The organism is Billgrantia gudaonensis, assembly GCF_900100195.1.
GTDB lineage: Bacteria > Pseudomonadota > Gammaproteobacteria > Pseudomonadales > Halomonadaceae > Halomonas > Halomonas gudaonensis.
Window position 1 is genome coordinate 1 of sequence record NZ_FNES01000026.1, and the last position, 17,028, is coordinate 17,028.

Genomic DNA, 17,028 nt, shown 5'->3' on the forward strand with positions numbered 1-17,028 from the left:
AGATGCCCAAGCAGGTGATCGTACATTCGGATCGCGGCAGCCAGTATTGTTCGACCCTGTACCAGTCACTGGTGATCCAGCACGAGCTGAAGTGCAGCATGAGTGCCAAGGGCAATTGCTACGACAACGCGTGCGCCGAGAGCTTCTTCCATAGCCTGAAGGTCGAGGCGATCCATGGCGAGCGTTTCGAGACCCGGGACGCCATGCGGCGGCAAGTGTTCGAGTACATCGAGATGGACTACAACCGGCAGCGCCGGCACAGTGCGATTGGGATGATCAGCCCAGAGGCCTTCGAGGCCCGAGTGATCGCTTAGATCGGTGTCCACGATTGCTGGGTAAGATCACATCAGCAGCAGGTACACCACGAACGTGAAGCCGATGGCCATGTTGTTTTCAACCATGATGGGGTTCCTTCAGTCGATGTTGTTGTGTCGACAGTCGTTGGGATCGATCAGGCGATCACTCGTCTTCCAGCGCCAGCAGGGACGCATTTCCGCCCAGGGCAGCGGTATTGTTGGTCACCGTCTTCTCGGTGGCGAAGCGCAGTAGGTAGTGCGGTCCGCCGGCCTTGGGCCCGGTGCCGGAAAGCCCTTGGCCGCCAAAGGGTTGAACGCCGACGACGGCGCCGATGATGTTGCGGTTTATGTACACGTTGCCAGCACGAATCTTCTGCGCGATGGCCTCGGCAAAGGATTCATTGCGGCTGTGCACGCCGAACGTCAAGCCATAACCCCGCCCATTGATCGACTCGATCACGTCGTCGAGTTCGCTGGTCTTGTAGCGCACGATGTGCAGGATCGGTCCGAACTGCTCGCGTTCCAGGGTCTCGATGCCGTCGATGGCGAAGGCCACCGGCGCTACGAAGGTTCCCTCGGCGGTATGGGCCGCCTCGAGCGGGGTTTCGGCGACCAGGCGACCCTCGCTCTTGAGACGCTCGATGTGTGCCATCAGTCCACGGCGGGCGTCGTCGTCGATCACCGGGCCCACGTCGGTGCCCAGATCCCGGGGATCGCCCACGTGCAGCTCGGCCATGGCGCCTTCGAGAATCTCGATCACTCGGTCGGCCACGTCATCCTGCAGGTAGAGCACGCGCAGCGCGCTGCAGCGCTGGCCGGCACTCTGGAAGGCCGATTGGATGACGTCCACGACCACCTGCTCGGGCAGCGCCGTGGAGTCGACGATCATGGCATTCATGCCGCCGGTTTCGGCGATCAGGGTGGGCAGGGGGGCATTGTCACGGGCTGCCAGGGCGCGATTGATCACCTGGGCCGTGTCGGTGCCGCCGGTGAAGACCACGCCGGTGATGCGTGCATCGCCGGTGAGCACGCTGCCCACGGTGGGGCCGTCGCCGGGCAGCAGTTGCACCACGTCGCGCGGCATGCCAGCCTGGTAGAGCAGCTCCACCACGCGATGGGCGATCAGTGAGGTCTGTTCGGCGGGTTTGGCCAGCACGGTGTTGCCGGAAACCGCGGCGGCGACCATCTGGCCGCAGAAGATCGCCACCGGGAAGTTCCATGGGCTGATGGCGGCGAACACGCCGCGGCCGGCCAGCGACAGTTCGTTGGATTCACCGGTGGGGCCGGGCAGTGGCATCGGTTCACCGAACAGCTCCTCGGCGCGCATCGCGTAGTAGCGGCAGAAGTCCACCGCTTCGCGAATCTCGTCGACGCCGTCGGTGAGCAGCTTGCCGCCTTCACGGGAGCAGAGCGCCATCAGTTCGGCGAGATTCTCCTCCAGCAGATCGGCGAAGCGGCGCAGGATGTCGGCACGCTCGGCGACCGGAGTGGCGTCCCAGCGAGGGAAGGCGGCCCAGGCGGCATCCAGCGCTTGGCTGGCCTGCTCGCGCGTGGTCCACTGCACGCGGCCGACGATCTGACGACGATCGAAGGGGCATTTCACTTCGTGGGTATTGGCCGGGTCGTCGGTGACCTCGACGGCCAGCAGCGGGCCGGCTCGGTAGGTCTTGTCCATGACCTCGTTCATGGCCTCCATCAGCGGCCGGTAGTGGCTACGGATATTGAGGTTGACGCCACGCGAGTTGCGGCGTTTCTCGCCGTAGATGTCCGCCGGCAGCGGAATCTTCGGGTTGGCGAGCCTGGCGTGCTGGCGCAGCGTCTCCACCGGATGCTCGCACAGCGACTCCACCGGCACCTTGGGGTCGACCAGCTGGTGCACGAAGGAGGAGTTGGCGCCGTTCTCCAGCAGACGGCGTACCAGGTAGGGCAGCAGATCCTTGTGAGCGCCCACCGGGGCATAGATGCGGCAGTAGGTGCCCTCGGGGGCGCGCTGTAGCGCGGCGTCGTAGAGCGCCTCGCCCATGCCGTGCAAGCGCTGGAACTCGAAGTGACGCCCGGTTTCATTGGCCTGCTCGAGAATCGTGCAGACGGTATGGGCGTTGTGCGTGGCGAACTGCGGGAAGATGCGACCGCGAGTCGCCTCGGAGAGCAGGAAGCGCGCGCACACCAGGTAGGCGACGTCGGTACCCGCCTTGCGGGTGAACACCGGGTAGCCTTCGACGCCGAGCTGCTGGGACTCCTTGATCTCGGTATCCCAGTAGGCGCCCTTGACCAGGCGTAGCGGGATCTCGTCGCCCTGGCGTTCGGCCAGGCGGTTGAGGTAGTGCAGTACCGGCAGGGCTCGCTTGGAGTAGGCCTGCACGACCAGGCCGAAGTGGCCCCAGCCGCGGCAGGTCTCGCTCTCGTAGACGGCGCGGAACACTTCCAGCGACAGCTCCAGGCGATCGACCTCTTCGGCGTCGACGGTCAATGCCACGCTGCGCTCGCGGGCCAGGGCAGCGAGCTCGCGCACGCTGCCCACCAGTTCGCGCAGGATCTGCTCGCGGCGACCGAACTCGTAGCGTGGATGCAGTGCCGAGAGCTTGATGGACACCGAGGGGGCGGGCGTGGCTGCGCCGAGGTTCTGGCTGGTCTGACCCACGCGCTCGATGGCGTGCGCGTAATCCTTGAAGTAGCGACGGGCGTCGTCACGGGTGCGTGCGGCTTCGCCGAGCATGTCGTAGGAATAGGTGTAGCCCTTGTCGAACAGCGGCTTGGAGCGCTTGAGCGCTTCGTCGATGTCGCGCCCTAGCACGAACTGGCGACCCATGATCTTCATCGCCTCGACCATGGCGTGGCGAATCACCGGCTCGCCCATGCGATTGACCAGCTTGTTGATGAAACCGCTGGGGCGGCCGTCGCGGGGCTTGTCCAGCGTCACTACCCGGCCGGTCATCAACAGTCCCCAGGTGGAGGCGTTGACCAGCCAGGACTCGCTCTTGCCGACATGCGCCTTCCAGTCGGCCGGTCCCAGCTTGTCCTCGATGAGGGCGTCGGCGGTGGCCTTGTCGGGGATGCGCAGCATGGCCTCGGCCAGGCACATCAGCATCAATCCTTCGTGGGTATCGAGGCTGTACTGCTGGAGCAGCTCGTCGATGGTGTCGACGGCGGTGTCCATTTCGCGCACGTCGCGCACCAGTGCCGCGGTCTTGTCCGCGATGCGGCGGAAGTCATCGGCATCGGCGGCGAGCACGTCGACGAGTTCGCCGACGAAGGCTTCCTCATCGACGGCATAGTGATCGCTGATGCGGTCGAACAGGGCGTCCAGATCCTGCTGCCACGTATCCGCAGCAAGCATGTTGTTGGCGTTGAGCATGAAAGATCCCCCGGGTTTCACCCGTCTGAAACGGCATACCCACGGCAAGACTCGAGCGTACTCGCTCGAGACCGGTGGATGACTTTGACTCTAGAGTGGGACACGGCGAACTGCTTGCAAATTTCCCGGAACTCTTTGTCGATTTCGCGGTTGCCGGTCGCCATGGGGTTGAAATTACGACTTAAGTCTAGCGGATATCGACGGTCAGGCAGGGGGTGCGACGTGGTCCGGGCGCTTGGCGCAGTTGGCTGGGCGGATGGCCGTAGGTGCGACGAAACGCATGGGAGAGGGCGCTTTGATGGGCGAAGCCGGTGCAGGCGGCGATTTCCGAAAGCGGCATCCGGCTGCTCTCGAGCAGCTGGCGAGCCGCATCCAGTCGGCGGCGGCGCACGTACTGCCAAGGGGTGACCCCCGTCTGCTCGCGAAAGCAGCTGCGGAAATGCGCTTCGCTGAGGCATGCCTCTGCGGCCAGATCGCCGACGGTCAGCGGGGCGGCCAGATGGTGGTCGATGAATCGGTCGAGCTGGCGCAGGTCGAGACGGCGCTGTGGTGCCGAGGGTTCACCGCCCAGGCGGGCGTGCAGGCAGCCGAGCAGGGTCGCGGCCAGCCGGTCGCTTTGCGACGGGTCGTCGAGCCCCTCGGGGGACTGGGCGAGCTCCATCAGCAGGAAGTCGAGGTAGCGCTTCAGCGGGGCATCGAGGTCGAAGAATCGCGGGGCGTCGAACAGGCGAGCGAGTTGGCGGTGATGTCCGGTGAGCGCGGGGGCGTCGCCGGGCAGGTCGAGGATCAGCTGGTGATTGTCGCCCTGGCCCGCGTAGTAGTGAACGTGGTTGGCCGGCACGATGCAGCCGGAAAAGGCCGAAATGGCGCCGCCCAGTCCTTCGATCTCGAACTCCGCCTGACCGCGCAGGCCGATGACGATCTGATGGAAGTCATGGTCGTGATGGCGGGTGTGAGGCTCGAGAGGGATCTGGCGAATGGCGCTGGGCATGATGAGGCCCTCCAACCGGGATCAGAATGTCGGGCGCACAGTATAGCCGATGGGCGCTCAGCGCTCATGCCGTGTGGAGTCGTTGGTTCCGCGTTGCAGTCGCAGGCGTGCCGCCAGATGGTCGCGCAGTGCGGCGAGTTCCTCGTGACCGGTGGCATCCAGCAACGACCTGCCGCGAGCCATGCGACCATAGCGGCCGTGCTCGTCCATCAACCGGTAGGCACGGCGACGTATGCCTTCCAGATATTCGTCGTGGCGAATGGGATAGCCGATGACCGCATGCCACTCGCTCTCGTTGACGCGATTCTCCAGGGCCTGGTCGAAGAGTTCGAGCAGGTGTTCGGGCTCGGTACGATAGCGTGGCGTACGCGACACCAGCAGCAGGACCACCACGCTGCCGATGACCAGCAGGCAGACTGCGAGGACGAGAAGAAAGAGTGCCATGCAGAAGCTCTCCTCAGGGGTCGCTAAGCATTGGAAGCGCAACGCTGGGGTTGCGTTCGGGCCAGCAGCGAAAGTGGAGCGGGTGAAGGGAATCGCCCCTTGCTTCTCAGCTATATGTAAAATCAGTAGGTTACGCGATAAAAGTAGCCATCTGTAGCCTTTGGTGTAGCCATTTGCGTAGGCAACAGTTTATATGATCGTACGGGTGGCAGCATGGACTAGCAATGGTACTCTAGACGGAGTCTTGCCCATTTGGCGAATGTTCTTCTACTAGCCTGATCTGTTAGGGGAGGCCACCAAGTCAGCTATATCATCGAGATTGCCTGTTTCTAGAAATTGATGGCCTTCAACAGGAGGGCCTTCTAATCTGGCCCAAAGAATTCTGTACTCTTCTTGATAAGCGAATGTGCAGTCTTTGTGCATGACGCTGGTAATACTCCCCTTCAAGCCTATATCATATTTATCATAATAGTTTACTGGGCCATGATGAAAATACCACCTACTGTAGACTTTTCTTCCAGCCTGTTCAATACGACTCAAAAACTCATCCACATCGTTGACGACAACACAATGAGTAGCATCGCCGAAGTCTTCAAATAGTTCTTCATCCCAAGCCTGTGAAAGGCATAGCATATGATAATCTATTCCGCCTGTAGTTCTATGAAGATTACCTATGGGACGTATCTCTTGTCCTGACTTAGTGGTGATCTTGACATTTTCTCCATGTAGCACTGAACTTTTGTATTTTTCGTCGTCAGCTCTGGCTACATCACCCTCCATTTCAATGTAGGTCTCGGCAGGTGAGAATCTAAAGATTCCTTTTTGTATCATGTCTTCCGCAAACTCTTTCTTCAGGTAACGGAACAGCTTTGTTGTTTGAGCTACTTTGAGGTCAGGGTAACGGTTGTTGCGTGAATGAATAGTTCCAACCAATGGTGGAGGCGGCAAGGTATATCCAAGCTCTCGTAGAGAAATCTCAAATCTGGCTTGGTGTTCTTTGCGTAGCCAGTACCAAGTGCTATGAAATACTCCTATTGGTATTTTAGAACGTTCATCCGTATAGAACTTGCTCAGGTTTCTTCTGATCTTCTTGAGTCGATCCATTAGTTCTATGTTGTCTAGCGTCTTGAGATATCTATGAGTTAGGTACTCAAACTCCCAAAATTCAGGATCGTAGTTTGTTTTATTATGATTATAGCTCCGCATTGCTTTTTCTGATGGCAATGTTACCGGCAGTTTGGCTGAAGGAATCCGTGTTCTTTGTGTCATAACATTTACTCTCAGCCCTATTGGTATGGTAATTTCTGAAATGCGGCGTTTGCTATTTAGTGGAATTACGAATAATTGGAAGTGCTATGGGCGTTGCTTGGAATGAGAGTTTTTTGACCTCGCTTTGCTTCGAAGTGTTTCTTTGTATTTAGTAACATAAAAAAATAACCCCACCCAACAAGTGGGGTGATATTAAGATTATTCTGGATGTGGCATTATGTTAAAGGTTCTCCAGAAGAGAGTTTTACTCCCTGATTGTTGCAAGAATTTCTTCTTCCAAGGCCCCATTAGGGACGCAGGTAGTCGCTTGCCCATTTTGGCTCGGGGGGAAAGAAGCAGAGCCTCCCGATCCGAAGTTGATTGTTTCAGATGCTGACTGGCTCATGTTGTTGGCTGCCGCCGTTACATTGATATCTCTTTTAACCACATAGTGAGTATTGGCGGTAACTTTAGTGGTGTCAGGGGTTATCTCTTCGTAGATAATATTTACCCTTCCATCAAGATTCATAGACCTGTTTATGTAGTATAGGCTTCCGGAGTTCATGATTTCATAGCGCTGACTTGATCGGGCTCCAGGGAATCTGTAAGTCCTCTCTCCTTGCGCATTTTTTACGTAGGAAGTTACTTGCCCGCAATTAATATATTTTTCTGGATCAGCAGAATAGCTAATATTTATCAGCCCTGATGATCGATCAATATTGTTAATAACAAAAAAGCTTTTACCTAATTTGGGTATGCTGTCTTTCCAAACCTCTTCTCTAGGCTTGTTAATGACGGCTGAATTGGATACCTGGTTTTCTTGTATGGGAGGAGAGTATTCTACACGCCCGGCACAACCAGTTGCTATGAGGCAAACTGAAAATACTGAGAAGAGCTTTTCCTTCATGTTCCCTGCCTATTCTTGAGGTATTGTTTTTAACTTACCTTAGCGAACCCTTTTTAGCAATAAGTACCAGACTGAGCAAGCTGTGTCTATTAGGGTGCACCTCAGAGACTACGTGATGAGAGCCTGTCGAACCGTGTTCACATCATCTGTTTGACAACCCTAACGATCACACTTATTATGAATACATCCAAACGAAAACAAAGCGACTACCAGGGAGTGACAGGAATGACTTTCATCCGTGCCTACCTCCGCGCATCCACTGACGATCAGAACGCCAGCCGTGCTCGTGAGGCGCTGACAGCCTTCGCCCAGGAGAAGGGAGCCAGGGTCGCGTCGTGGTACGTCGAGAATGCCAGCGGGACCAGAGCAGACCGGACAGAGCTAGCGCGGCTTATTGACGACGCACAGCCTGGAGACGTGCTGTTGGTCGAGCAAGTGGACCGTCTGACACGCCTGACCAAGTCCGACTGGGACAAGCTCAAGGGAGCCATTCAGAGTGCTGGGCTCCGTGTGGTGTCTCTCGATCTCCCCACCAGCCACACTGCACTGACAGTGAGCAGTGGCGATGACTTCACAGGGCGGATGCTGGACGCAGTTAACGCCATGCTACTGGACATGCTCGCCGCTGTCGCTCGGAAGGACTATGAGGACAGGAGACGGCGTCAGGCCGAGGGCATCGCCAAGGCCAAGGAACAGGGCCGCTACAAGGGCCGTCCGGTGGACGAGGAGAAGCATCGGCGAATCTTGGAACTGAGGGAACAAGGCTTCAGCGTTCGCAAGACAGCGGACATCATCGGCTGTGGAGTCAGCACCGTCCAGCGCGCCGAAAAGAGGGCATCGGCTGGTTAGAACAGACAGAGGGTAAGAAGGGAAAGCCAGGAGATCACCGTTCGGCGGGGCCTATCAAAGCCCCGTCTTTTGTCTGTGATTCATCCGCTTCTCGAACTATTCCTCTCGTAGAATTAATCCATTAAATCAGAGGGTTGAGTGGTTTCTGTCATCGCCAGTAAAGTCCTTCCCGTGTGGGAGGTAAAGCTCGCCACGCAGCGATAGCAGCACAGCCGACTGGGCGAGTGTTGAGTATCGAGCCTATCGAATGACAGAGACAGTTGAGGAGGCGTAAGTATGCTACTGAAGCTGGAACGTTCGGGAATTGAAGTAGGAGTTAGCAGCCTGATCATCCGATTGGTATCGGGTGATGTGTTCATCCGTGTGCCGATGGTCGGGCAAATGGCCTGGAATCAATGCGGTCTGTTCTTGGATCGGTGGGCGGACGCCAAGCATGACCCAGTGTTATAGGCCAGGCGCTCGGCTTTGGGGGATGGGTGCCCGTCCGTGTCGTTCATCCCCCATGTGGATGCCTCGAAGATCAACTTTCTGAAGCCACCACGCGCCAACTAAGGGGGTGGTACGGGGCAATCGCGCTGCTCTATATACATCAATACCGGCTCAGATGTTCGCCACGAAATAGCCGGGGGTGGTCAATCCTCTGGACGAGAATCGGTAGGCACACACTGCAAAGCGGTTACGTAGGAGTCCCGTTCCTCCTCGCCACGAATGAACACACGGAGTCATGGGAACACAGGCAGATCACTTTCCGCCGTGTCTACTGTACGCGCCATGGTGGCACGTCCTCAGTTTGAGGATGAGCAACGCCCCCGAGAGGGGCCATGTGAATTGGATAGCCTTAGGACAACCCGTCCATCACCGCCTCAAAGCAACCCTCGACAACAGAGAGAGCTGAGCAATGACTACTGGAATCCGCGAAGCACAGCCGAGCATCCGCACCTTCAACACTGCCAACCACATCACCGGCGTCGACCTCGACATCCGAGTCGTGGATCAGGGTATGACGCCCTGGTTCGTAGCGAACGATGTCATCAAGGCGCTCGGCCTGTATGCCAGTGAGTATCGCCGCCTCGATGACGTGGAGAAACGCTTGTTGCGTCGAGAGCAATTAGGTCTCAAGCCTGGCAAGCCGATGATCGTCATCTCCGAGTCCGGCCTCTACAAGCTGATCATGCGGTCGGACAAGCCCCAGGCCCGAGCCTTCCAAGACTGGGTGACCAAGGTCGTCCTGCCCGCCATCCGGAAGGACGGCATGTACGTCGCCGGTGAAGAGAAGGTCAGCACCGGTGAGATGACCGAGGACGAGATGATCCTCAAGGCGATGGAAGCACTGAAGGCCAAGTGTGACCGACTCGCCGAGGAGAACGAGTACATGGACAACCTCCCGACGCTATCAGGTATCAGTCTGATTGGCCCAGCCGGAGCCACCGTAGGGCTTTGCTGCAGTTGACCCGTATGACTGATTCGAGGGTTGCATGGACGCCAAGCTTGCAGCGCCACCGGCAGCCGTCGATGCCATGCCCGCAAGAGCTGTCCCTCGCGAAGGTTCTTGGCCTTTCGGTACGGAGTTGATCCGGTTGATCGATTGGGTACGCGCAGATTGCTTCTTCCGCTGAAGCTGACTGAGAGTCCAGTCGAGGTTCCGGTCGATAGTCGAACGGTCACGAGCCGCAGCTCCTGATATGTCTCTCAGCCCGAGACGTACAGATTTACCCGTGATCCCAGCTTCACCAGCAGCGACACGCGCCCGTGCCATCTGAGATCGAGACTCCCTTGTCCGTTGCTCCTTCTGTTCGACGGCTTTCTGTTGTTCTTGGGATTGTCTCTCGTTAATGTCTCCGTACTGCCGACCGAGTGCCTTATAGACATTCTTCCTGTTCTGCTCAAACATTCGATCTTGGGCTTCAGCCTGTTGGGCCGCAGCTTCATATTGCTGCTGCTGTCCATACATCTGAGCGCTCGTTCTAACAACCGTCATGGCTGTAGTGGCTATCATCGTCGGATCACACATGGTCACCTTCCTTTGAGTTATCAGCCAGTGAATCAACCGCTAGCGTGTCGTACTTCCTCACTGACTCCCCTTCAGCGCCAGCCACCGCCAGAGCATCCGCCAGTTCATTCTCCGGGTGACCACAATGGCCACGGACCCAATGAAAGCGGACTGAGTGAACCCCAAGCAGGTCATCGAGCCGTTGCCACAGGTCGGCATTCTTGACGGGCTTCTTGCTCGCCGTCTTCCAGCCTTTCCGCTTCCACCCGTGAAGCCATTCCGTGGCTCCTTTCATGACATACTCGCTGTCGGTGGTCAGGTCTACGATTGTCGCCTTCTTCAGTGCCGACAGTGCTTCAATGACGGCTGTCAGTTCGGCGCGGTTGTTAGTCACCGGCTCACCCTGGAGCTTACCGGCGATCTTCAGTCGATGTCCCGAGGCGCTGAGTAGGACAGCCCCCCAGCCTCCCTGAGGGTTGCTCTGTCCGTTGCTGCTACAGGCTCCATCGGTGAAGATGCTGACAGCATTGGTTGTGCCATTGGTATCGGAAAGTGTGTTTGGTGCAATCATGATTATTTCGTCCTCATTGTCGGAGACAGTCGGTTCCCTTCAGACAGGCGGACCAGCAGACGGACGAAACCGCCAGTCTGACCGACTGTCTTCGAGAATGCGCTGGTTGGTTTGATTGGTGATGATGGCTCAAGGGAGGAACCGGTAAGGAGGAGAGAGATCTATTGGTAAATCTTACCAGAAGAACTGAGAGAGATTTCTGTAAAGGGGGATCATGGATGATGACCACTCCAACAGAAAACTAATAGACAATCTCTGTCGGTAATCCCAGAGGGTTAACTTAAAGAGATAATCTAAGAGAGATGGTCTCAGGTGCCAGTCTTCTGGATCCCCCGCCACCCGTAGTCAGCCCGACGATCAGTTATCGTCAGGTCGCTCGGACTGCACTCAGGGCCACCACCTCCTGAGGATCCTTCCGCCGATCTTCAGAGCGGCTCACAGGGCCATAAATCGGGCCAGGGAGTGAATGCTCATCGCTGCTTTCTGTGTTCCCGTCAACTGGCGAGGTTGAGTCGAGACACCGATAAGCAGCTTGATCGGACTGTGTCGGGTTGACCTCCTTTCTCATGCATCCTCAATAGAGGACCGTTACTTGGAGTCTCCCGAAAGCGATTAAGCTACGGTTATGGCGGGGCTGAAGGTGATCTCAGTATGCCGAGCCTTCTTGGATTGCCCCCAGAGGAACTTCTCCTCCTGAGGTGTCAGGGAATTGCATTGCTGCTGCGTGGGTTGAACCCACGTTGTGTGCTTAAACTCTCTCCTCACCCATCGGCAAGAAGCTCACAGGGATAATGCCTAGCTCCTCCAATTCGTACCAATTCCGTGGCGAGAAGTTCGGAGCCACAGCCACATAGACTTCCTTGACGGTCACCGATGGGCTATCGATGGCGATGTCTACGGCTTCCTCCAGAGCTGAGACATAGCGGATGTAGTCTCCAGCGTTCTCTGTGAAGAGTGGATAGATGCCAAGGGCGAACATCTCGAGGTTCTCAGGCTCGAGAGGTAGACCATGGACCGCAGTCAGTACGGCCGCCTGTAGATTACCTGCGGGTATCTCGTGTTTGAGAAGATCGGCTTGAGCTTGGAGAACTCGCTTCAGTCCTTCTTCGAATATCTTCTTCTTGGCTATAGGGGTGTCGTCAGTCATGATCCGCTTCACTGGCAGGAGTTTCATGGGGAAGCCGTTGGTGAGAGCTTCGCTCGAACGCACAGTGACGGGAGTGTCTGCATTGATTTGGATGTACATGGATATAGGCTCCTTCAAGTGGGTATCCACCGAGCCTCACCGTCGGCGTCATGAGCCGAGACTGCTCACAACGAGACGCACGATGGATATTCAGTTGATCTCTCGATGGGTTGGTTTCGATTGGCCATGCCGGTGAGGAGGCTGGCACGGGTCCTGCTATAGAACTGATGAGAGGTCAGGTGAGTGTGTGGTGAAAGCGTCCTCGAACGCCAGTGAGACTGGCTCGCTTGAACGCTGTGGTGATTCGAAGAGGGGCTGCTCTTCCTAAGGTGTCAGGAAATTGCATTGCCGCTGTGCGGCTGCCTCAGGCTCTTCAGGGAAGGAGCCCTAGCGAGGAGGTGGGAACTGCTTAGGGACTCGCTCAGCCCTGTCTGTGTCATCCTCGCCCCGCTCATCCTCTTTGCCTGAGTTAGTCGCTTCTGCTCTTCAGCGATCTCATACTACTGCCCAGCCTAGGCGCGGGCTGCTTCGGCAGGGTTTTTGAAGTCAGGGAGTGCCGGAGCCTTCGGGTGGCGGGTATGGCGGGCCACCAACTCGTCATACGCAAGGATGGCCTTCAAGTGGAATGTTGGGCTGATCCACATGGCTTAGCCATAGACCAGCTCCTTGACGACGAAGGTGCCGCCGTAGCGTCCTCGTTTGGCGTTAATGGCTGGAATCCCTGCCTTTTCGACCTCAGCAACTAGTTCTAGAAACTCGGCGCGATTGGTTAAGTTGACGTCTTGTCTTACGGACGGTGATGTTGGCGGCGGTCAGTTGGTTATGGCTCATTGCTTAGATCAGCGGACTATGTCAGAAAGTGTCGCGGCCAGTTCCTCACCCTTCTCGGTGAGAGGCACGAGATTCCTTCTGCGCTCTGTAGGGTCTTCCTCCGTCCAGACCAAGCCGAAACCACGTTTATCGTATTCCTGCCATTCGGAAAGTACAGAAATACTCCTTGAGCAAGTTGATTGCTTTGTGTTGGTTCGCTCTCGCAGTTCATCCATTGAAATGCCTGGGTTCGCAGCGACGTAGGCAAAAAGGGCAGCTATTTGTAATGGAAAGTCAGACTGAAGCTCGCGAAACTCCTGTGCAACGCCAAGAATGCGTCGCATGGAAATCTTTTCGTTCAGGGACAACTTTGGTTTCTGATGTTCCATCATACAGTTTCTCTTTGCTGGCTATAGGAATGGTATGCTTTGATACCTAACGTTACAAGCTGCCGCTCCATCGGGGCGCTGCTCACTCAAGGGCCGCTGCAACGACTTCGGTTTGGAGCTGGTCGTATGCATGGATCACCTCCAGATGAAACGTAGGGCTGAGTCAGCCGCTTCTGCTCTTCAGCAATCTCATACTACTGCCCAGCCTAGGCGCGGGCTGCTTCAGCAGGATTGTTGAAGTCAGGGAAGCCCATCATGGCAGACCTCTAGGCTTGGTGTTTATTTGGTTATTCCTTCGTAGAGCAAAGCCTTATGGCTATATTCGAATACGAAGTCGTACATATCTTTCTGCTCTTCTTTATCAGAGGGTGGTAAGTCTTCAAATAACTCTGGCACGTCGAGAAGAATTTTTCTGGCAACGCCATCCGCAGCTAGTGCCAGCTTTGTCAGTTTCCAATGTGAGGCTCTGTGACCATTTTCTTGAAGCCATGCTGTAACGAGCTTATGCCTAAGCTCTTCGTCAGCCCACGACCCCTGCTTTTTGTAATAGCCAATACTTGACGCTGCTACATAGGTGACAAGATGGGTCATTTGATCAAGGTTCATTGTGTTGCGAGTGAAAAACCCCATAGAATCACATCCCTTTTGCAGCGAAGCCGTCTTGGGATAAGGCATCCAGTAAATTTTCTTGGGCTTTGAGTCTTTCATGATGTCCCAGCTTTGCCGTGACCATCATGTTGTTTGTCAGTTCAAGTGAAACCTTGTCAGGGTTGTAGGGCTTCAGCTTGTCTGTTAAATCTTGGTAGCTACGTGTATACCTGACTTCTTCTCGGTTTAGGTTCGAAGAGCGATTAACCTCTACAAACAAGGTGGTTAGTTTCGTAAGAGTCCTTCCTAGCTTCAAGTTGGCGATGACTCCCATTTTGATACTACCTCATTGCCCTGTACTTTTGTTCCCACCGTAGCCCACAGCTAGAAGGTACTTCAATACGCGTAGCTAATGTGCATAAATGTGTATAAAAATACAGATGACTAAGGTCATGCCCCCGGTGCTAAAGCCGACAGACGTCCTCATTTATGGCTTTTAGCGAATAGCAGGTCCCGACGTGCCAGCACTCGCTATAGCTGAGCTGTGTCGTCCTGATATGCCCGCCTCAGTACAGCGCTTCAAGCTGTATCGTCTCCACAGCCTCCAGCCTCGTCTTGAAGGTTGGCCCCCTGTTGTAGACCTTGTTGGCGGTAGTGAGCCCTCGCTCATGCCCAGTCACCCAGACGATGACCGACTCGTTCACTCCAGCATCTCCCATGATCGTGATGGCGGTTGATCGGAAGGAGTGGAATGCCAGCTTCCGGCTTCCCCTGGCGACTGTCTTTGCCATCAACCTGCTGAACCACTGGGAGAACTTGGGGCTCTTCTTACCGTCGCTGCGCTTGGTCGCTTCAGCCTCTGCAAACAGGTATTCCCTCCCTGTTTTCTTAGCGTCCTTGAGCTGATCGAGTACGGGAACCTTGATCTCTGGATGCAACGGCACTTCTCTGGTGGCATTGCTGTTCTTTCCCTCACGGATCGCCAAGCACCAGACGCCTTGCCGCTGGATGATGTCCGTCACCTTCAACGAACAGAGTTCATCGATACGGGCTCCCGTGTAGAAGCCAATGCGGGGCAGCAGTCGGTAGATCCCTTGATTGCCATCGGTGGCTGAAAAGATCGCCTCAACGTCGGCCCGAGAGAATTGGTCATAGTGCTGGACAGAGGCCTTGGGCTTGAGCTGGTGTCCCTTGAACGGGTTGCCGTTTGGCAGCTCCTCTTCCATCGAGTATTCGGCGTGGTGCCAGAGCGCCGACAGCCCGGACAGGTAGTTGGCTACGGTCTGCTTCGTCTTGCCCAAGCCGAGCATCGAGGTGATGAAGTCCTTGATCTGTCGCCGGTCGAGAGAAATCAGTGTTACGTCATCCTCACCCAGGTACGCCAGCAAACGCTCCATGGCCAATTCGTTCTTCGAGCGAGTCGATGGCTTGCGCTCCACCAGCGGCGACGTCTTCCAGTCCTCCAGCGCCGCTCTCAGTGTCAGACGGTAGCGGGCCGGTGTGTCCCCCTCATAGACGCTCCTGAGCGCATCCTGCTCGATCTCTGGCAGCTTCTCGGGGTCCATGATCTCGGTCAGGCTCACAGGATCGCGGGGATCGACGCTGACGAGGGAATCTTCTCTGTCCTGATAGTGGTCCCGTGCCTGGAGGAACATCCGCCGTTGTTGGAGTTGGCTAGCCTCGCCCTTCAGTTGGGCTTCAAGGTCGCCAAGATCGGCAAGCACACGGTCACGTATCCGACAGGCTTCATCAAGGTCACCCGTCTGGGTGCTCTGCTGGAGCATCTTCTTACCGAGGTGCTTGGCGAGGGTGGGCGATAGACGCTTCTGGATGAACCAGACACTGCCACGCTGTCGGAGGCTACGGGTGTCGGTGGGCTTGCCCCTGGCCATGATGGTCCCCCAATCGCACGGGAAGCAGACTTCGACCGTAGTCGTCTGCGGTGGTCACTGAGGCAAGGGTATCACTGGAGCGGGGGACAGGTGTAGCCACTGCTGTAGCCATTCCTGTAGCACCTAAACCCATGATAGGCAGGAAAAATATTTGGTGTCAGTGGGTTAGGTTAAGCCTGGAGCGGGTGAAGGGAATCGAACCCTCGTCTTAAGCTTGGGAAGCTTCTGCTCTACCATTGAGCTACACCCGCGAGGAGGCCAGGGGATCATAAAGGAGCCTTTGCCGGGAAGGCAAGCATCGGGTGCCAGGGCTTGCCGTTGCCTCGCCGTCAGGGCCGTATCGTCGACGGTGGGGCAAAACGAGAAAAGATATCTTCGTCACGGTGAGAACTTTTTGTCTGAAGGCTGTCATAGAGGTACAGACAGCAGCGCGATGGCAGTCGCTAACACTGTTGTTCTGGCTCGCAGTTTCGATCTTGCCGCCCATGCACCGCATGTGGCGGCTTCTTTTATGCCCGTGGGGCAGCCAGTCATGAGCGGGCTGGCGAGGTGTCGAAATGCGCTGCGCCCGGCGATTGCCGGGCGCATGGATGGGCGCTGCGACGCGAGCGGCGATCAGGCATGGCGCATGCGTAGCAGGGCGCTCAGTACGTCGCGGCGGGTGACGATACCCACCAATCGCCCCTGTTCGGTGACGGGGTACACCTTGGGCTTGGCTCCCAGCATTTCCTGGGCGAGGTCGGTGATGCTCTTGGTTGGCATGACCGACAGCACCTCGTGTCGCATCAGCTCCCTGACCAGCGGCGGTTCGTCATTCAGGTAAGCGCTTTCCAATACCTTGCCGAGCACGTCCTGCTCGGAGATGAAGCCGATCAGGTGGTCATGACCGTCGACGACCGGCACCCCCGGCAGGCGGTGCAGCGCCAGGCCTTCGGCCAGGGTGGTGACCGAGGTGTTGCCGGTAACCCGATAGCAGTCGCGGGACATGATGTCGCGCACGATGGTGGGGGCCTTGCTGGGCATGGCGGATCTCCTTGTCCAGTGACGTTGGGCATGTCACGCCTTCAGCATAGCCGAGTCGTGCCCAGGTCTTCTCGGCGCTGCCAACACTTTCGCCAACGCTGGGCGCGGAACCCGAGCAAGCTTTCGCGACTCCCAAAGGAAAGAGGAAGTGATCTTGCCCAGCAGCAGTGGACACCTCGTTAAGACAGTACACTGAGACGAGGTGACCCATGGCAAGGCAAGCAGCTTCGATGAAGAAGACCCGTACCCGCTACTCCCAGGACTACAAGGCCGAGGCACTGGCCCTCGCCGACCGTGTCGGCATCAGTGCCGCCGCCCGAGAGCTTGGCCTGCAGCCCAGCCAGCTCTACCAGTGGCGAGCCAAGGCCCAGCAGCAGCAAAGCGCCTCAGAGCGCGAGCAAGCCCTGGCCGACGAGAATGCCCGGCTCAAGCGTCAACTGGCCGAGAAGTCGGAAGAGCTTGAAATCGCAAAAAAAGCCGCGGTGTACT

General features: G+C 56.9%; 17 protein-coding genes and 1 tRNA gene. 5 read left to right on the top strand and 13 right to left on the bottom strand.

Annotation, left to right across the window (positions count from 1 at the left end):
- Window positions 1–314: IS3 family transposase (locus BLP96_RS19080; protein WP_143005100.1), on the top strand; the 314-nt coding region annotated here is incomplete at its 5' end.
- 145 nt (window positions 315–459) lie between these two features.
- Here the strand turns inward: BLP96_RS19080 and putA are convergent.
- The 5 genes from putA to BLP96_RS19995 all read right to left on the bottom strand — a co-directional run bounded on the left by putA (window position 460) and on the right by BLP96_RS19995 (window position 7,241).
- Complete coding sequence (gene putA / locus BLP96_RS19085) at window positions 460–3,651, bottom strand: bifunctional proline dehydrogenase/L-glutamate gamma-semialdehyde dehydrogenase PutA (RefSeq protein WP_089689125.1); 3,192 nt, start codon at window positions 3,649–3,651, stop codon at window positions 460–462.
- A gap of 187 nt (window positions 3,652–3,838) precedes the next feature.
- Entirely contained in the window at window positions 3,839–4,642 is an 804-nt protein-coding gene (locus BLP96_RS19090) for an AraC family transcriptional regulator (protein WP_089689126.1), read from the bottom strand.
- Between the two features lie 57 nt (window positions 4,643–4,699).
- Entirely contained in the window at window positions 4,700–5,086 is a 387-nt protein-coding gene (locus BLP96_RS19095) for a hypothetical protein (RefSeq protein WP_089689127.1), read from the bottom strand.
- 270 nt (window positions 5,087–5,356) lie between these two features.
- Complete coding sequence (locus BLP96_RS19990; RefSeq protein ID WP_143005149.1) at window positions 5,357–6,355, bottom strand: hypothetical protein; 999 nt, start codon at window positions 6,353–6,355, stop codon at window positions 5,357–5,359.
- Window positions 6,356–6,599: 244 nt separating this feature from the next.
- Window positions 6,600–7,241 carry a hypothetical protein gene (locus BLP96_RS19995; protein WP_143005150.1) on the bottom strand — a complete coding sequence of 214 codons (642 nt, stop codon included), beginning with the start codon at window positions 7,239–7,241 and terminating at the stop codon, window positions 6,600–6,602.
- 225 nt (window positions 7,242–7,466) lie between these two features.
- On the opposite strand from BLP96_RS19995, the gene BLP96_RS19100 reads away from it, so the two are divergent.
- The 3 genes from BLP96_RS19100 to BLP96_RS19105 all read left to right on the top strand — a co-directional run bounded on the left by BLP96_RS19100 (window position 7,467) and on the right by BLP96_RS19105 (window position 9,540).
- Entirely contained in the window at window positions 7,467–8,090 is a 624-nt protein-coding gene (locus tag BLP96_RS19100) for a recombinase family protein (protein WP_089689128.1), read from the top strand.
- A 276-nt stretch (window positions 8,091–8,366) separates the two neighbouring features.
- Window positions 8,367–8,540 (top strand): hypothetical protein, encoded by a 174-nt coding sequence (locus tag BLP96_RS20195; RefSeq protein WP_176761581.1) that lies wholly within the window; start codon window positions 8,367–8,369, stop codon window positions 8,538–8,540.
- 448 nt (window positions 8,541–8,988) lie between these two features.
- The gene (locus BLP96_RS19105; protein ID WP_089689129.1) at window positions 8,989–9,540 is read left to right on the top strand and encodes a BRO-N domain-containing protein; all 552 of its coding nucleotides are present in this window, start codon (window positions 8,989–8,991) and stop codon (window positions 9,538–9,540) included.
- Here the strand turns inward: BLP96_RS19105 and BLP96_RS20610 are convergent.
- The 8 genes from BLP96_RS20610 to BLP96_RS19130 form a co-directional block, all read right to left on the bottom strand.
- Entirely contained in the window at window positions 9,484–10,101 is a 618-nt protein-coding gene (locus BLP96_RS20610; RefSeq protein ID WP_422666829.1) for a virion core protein, T7 gp14 family, read from the bottom strand. The genes BLP96_RS19105 and BLP96_RS20610 overlap by 57 nt on opposite strands.
- Window positions 10,094–10,651 carry a ribonuclease HI gene (gene rnhA / locus BLP96_RS19110; RefSeq protein ID WP_089689130.1) on the bottom strand — a complete coding sequence of 186 codons (558 nt, stop codon included), beginning with the start codon at window positions 10,649–10,651 and terminating at the stop codon, window positions 10,094–10,096. The genes BLP96_RS20610 and rnhA overlap by 8 nt, the downstream gene beginning before the upstream one ends.
- Window positions 10,652–11,399: 748 nt before the next feature.
- Window positions 11,400–11,897 carry a hypothetical protein gene (locus BLP96_RS19115; RefSeq protein ID WP_089689131.1) on the bottom strand — a complete coding sequence of 166 codons (498 nt, stop codon included), beginning with the start codon at window positions 11,895–11,897 and terminating at the stop codon, window positions 11,400–11,402.
- A gap of 779 nt (window positions 11,898–12,676) precedes the next feature.
- Window positions 12,677–13,039 (bottom strand): MarR family winged helix-turn-helix transcriptional regulator, encoded by a 363-nt coding sequence (locus tag BLP96_RS20005; protein WP_143005151.1) that lies wholly within the window; start codon window positions 13,037–13,039, stop codon window positions 12,677–12,679.
- Between the two features lie 276 nt (window positions 13,040–13,315).
- Entirely contained in the window at window positions 13,316–13,744 is a 429-nt protein-coding gene (locus BLP96_RS20010) for a hypothetical protein (protein ID WP_143005152.1), read from the bottom strand.
- A 446-nt stretch (window positions 13,745–14,190) separates the two neighbouring features.
- Window positions 14,191–15,516, bottom strand: a complete 1,326-nt coding sequence (locus tag BLP96_RS19120) for a tyrosine-type recombinase/integrase (protein WP_089689132.1) — start codon at window positions 15,514–15,516, stop codon at window positions 14,191–14,193.
- A gap of 177 nt (window positions 15,517–15,693) precedes the next feature.
- Window positions 15,694–15,767, bottom strand: a tRNA-Gly gene (locus tag BLP96_RS19125).
- 364 nt (window positions 15,768–16,131) lie between these two features.
- The gene (locus BLP96_RS19130; RefSeq protein ID WP_089689133.1) at window positions 16,132–16,539 is read right to left on the bottom strand and encodes a CBS domain-containing protein; all 408 of its coding nucleotides are present in this window, start codon (window positions 16,537–16,539) and stop codon (window positions 16,132–16,134) included.
- Between the two features lie 209 nt (window positions 16,540–16,748).
- Between BLP96_RS19130 and BLP96_RS19135 the strand changes: the two genes are divergently transcribed.
- The coding region (locus tag BLP96_RS19135; RefSeq protein WP_143005065.1) for a transposase at window positions 16,749–17,028 on the top strand (280 nt) is incomplete at its 3' end.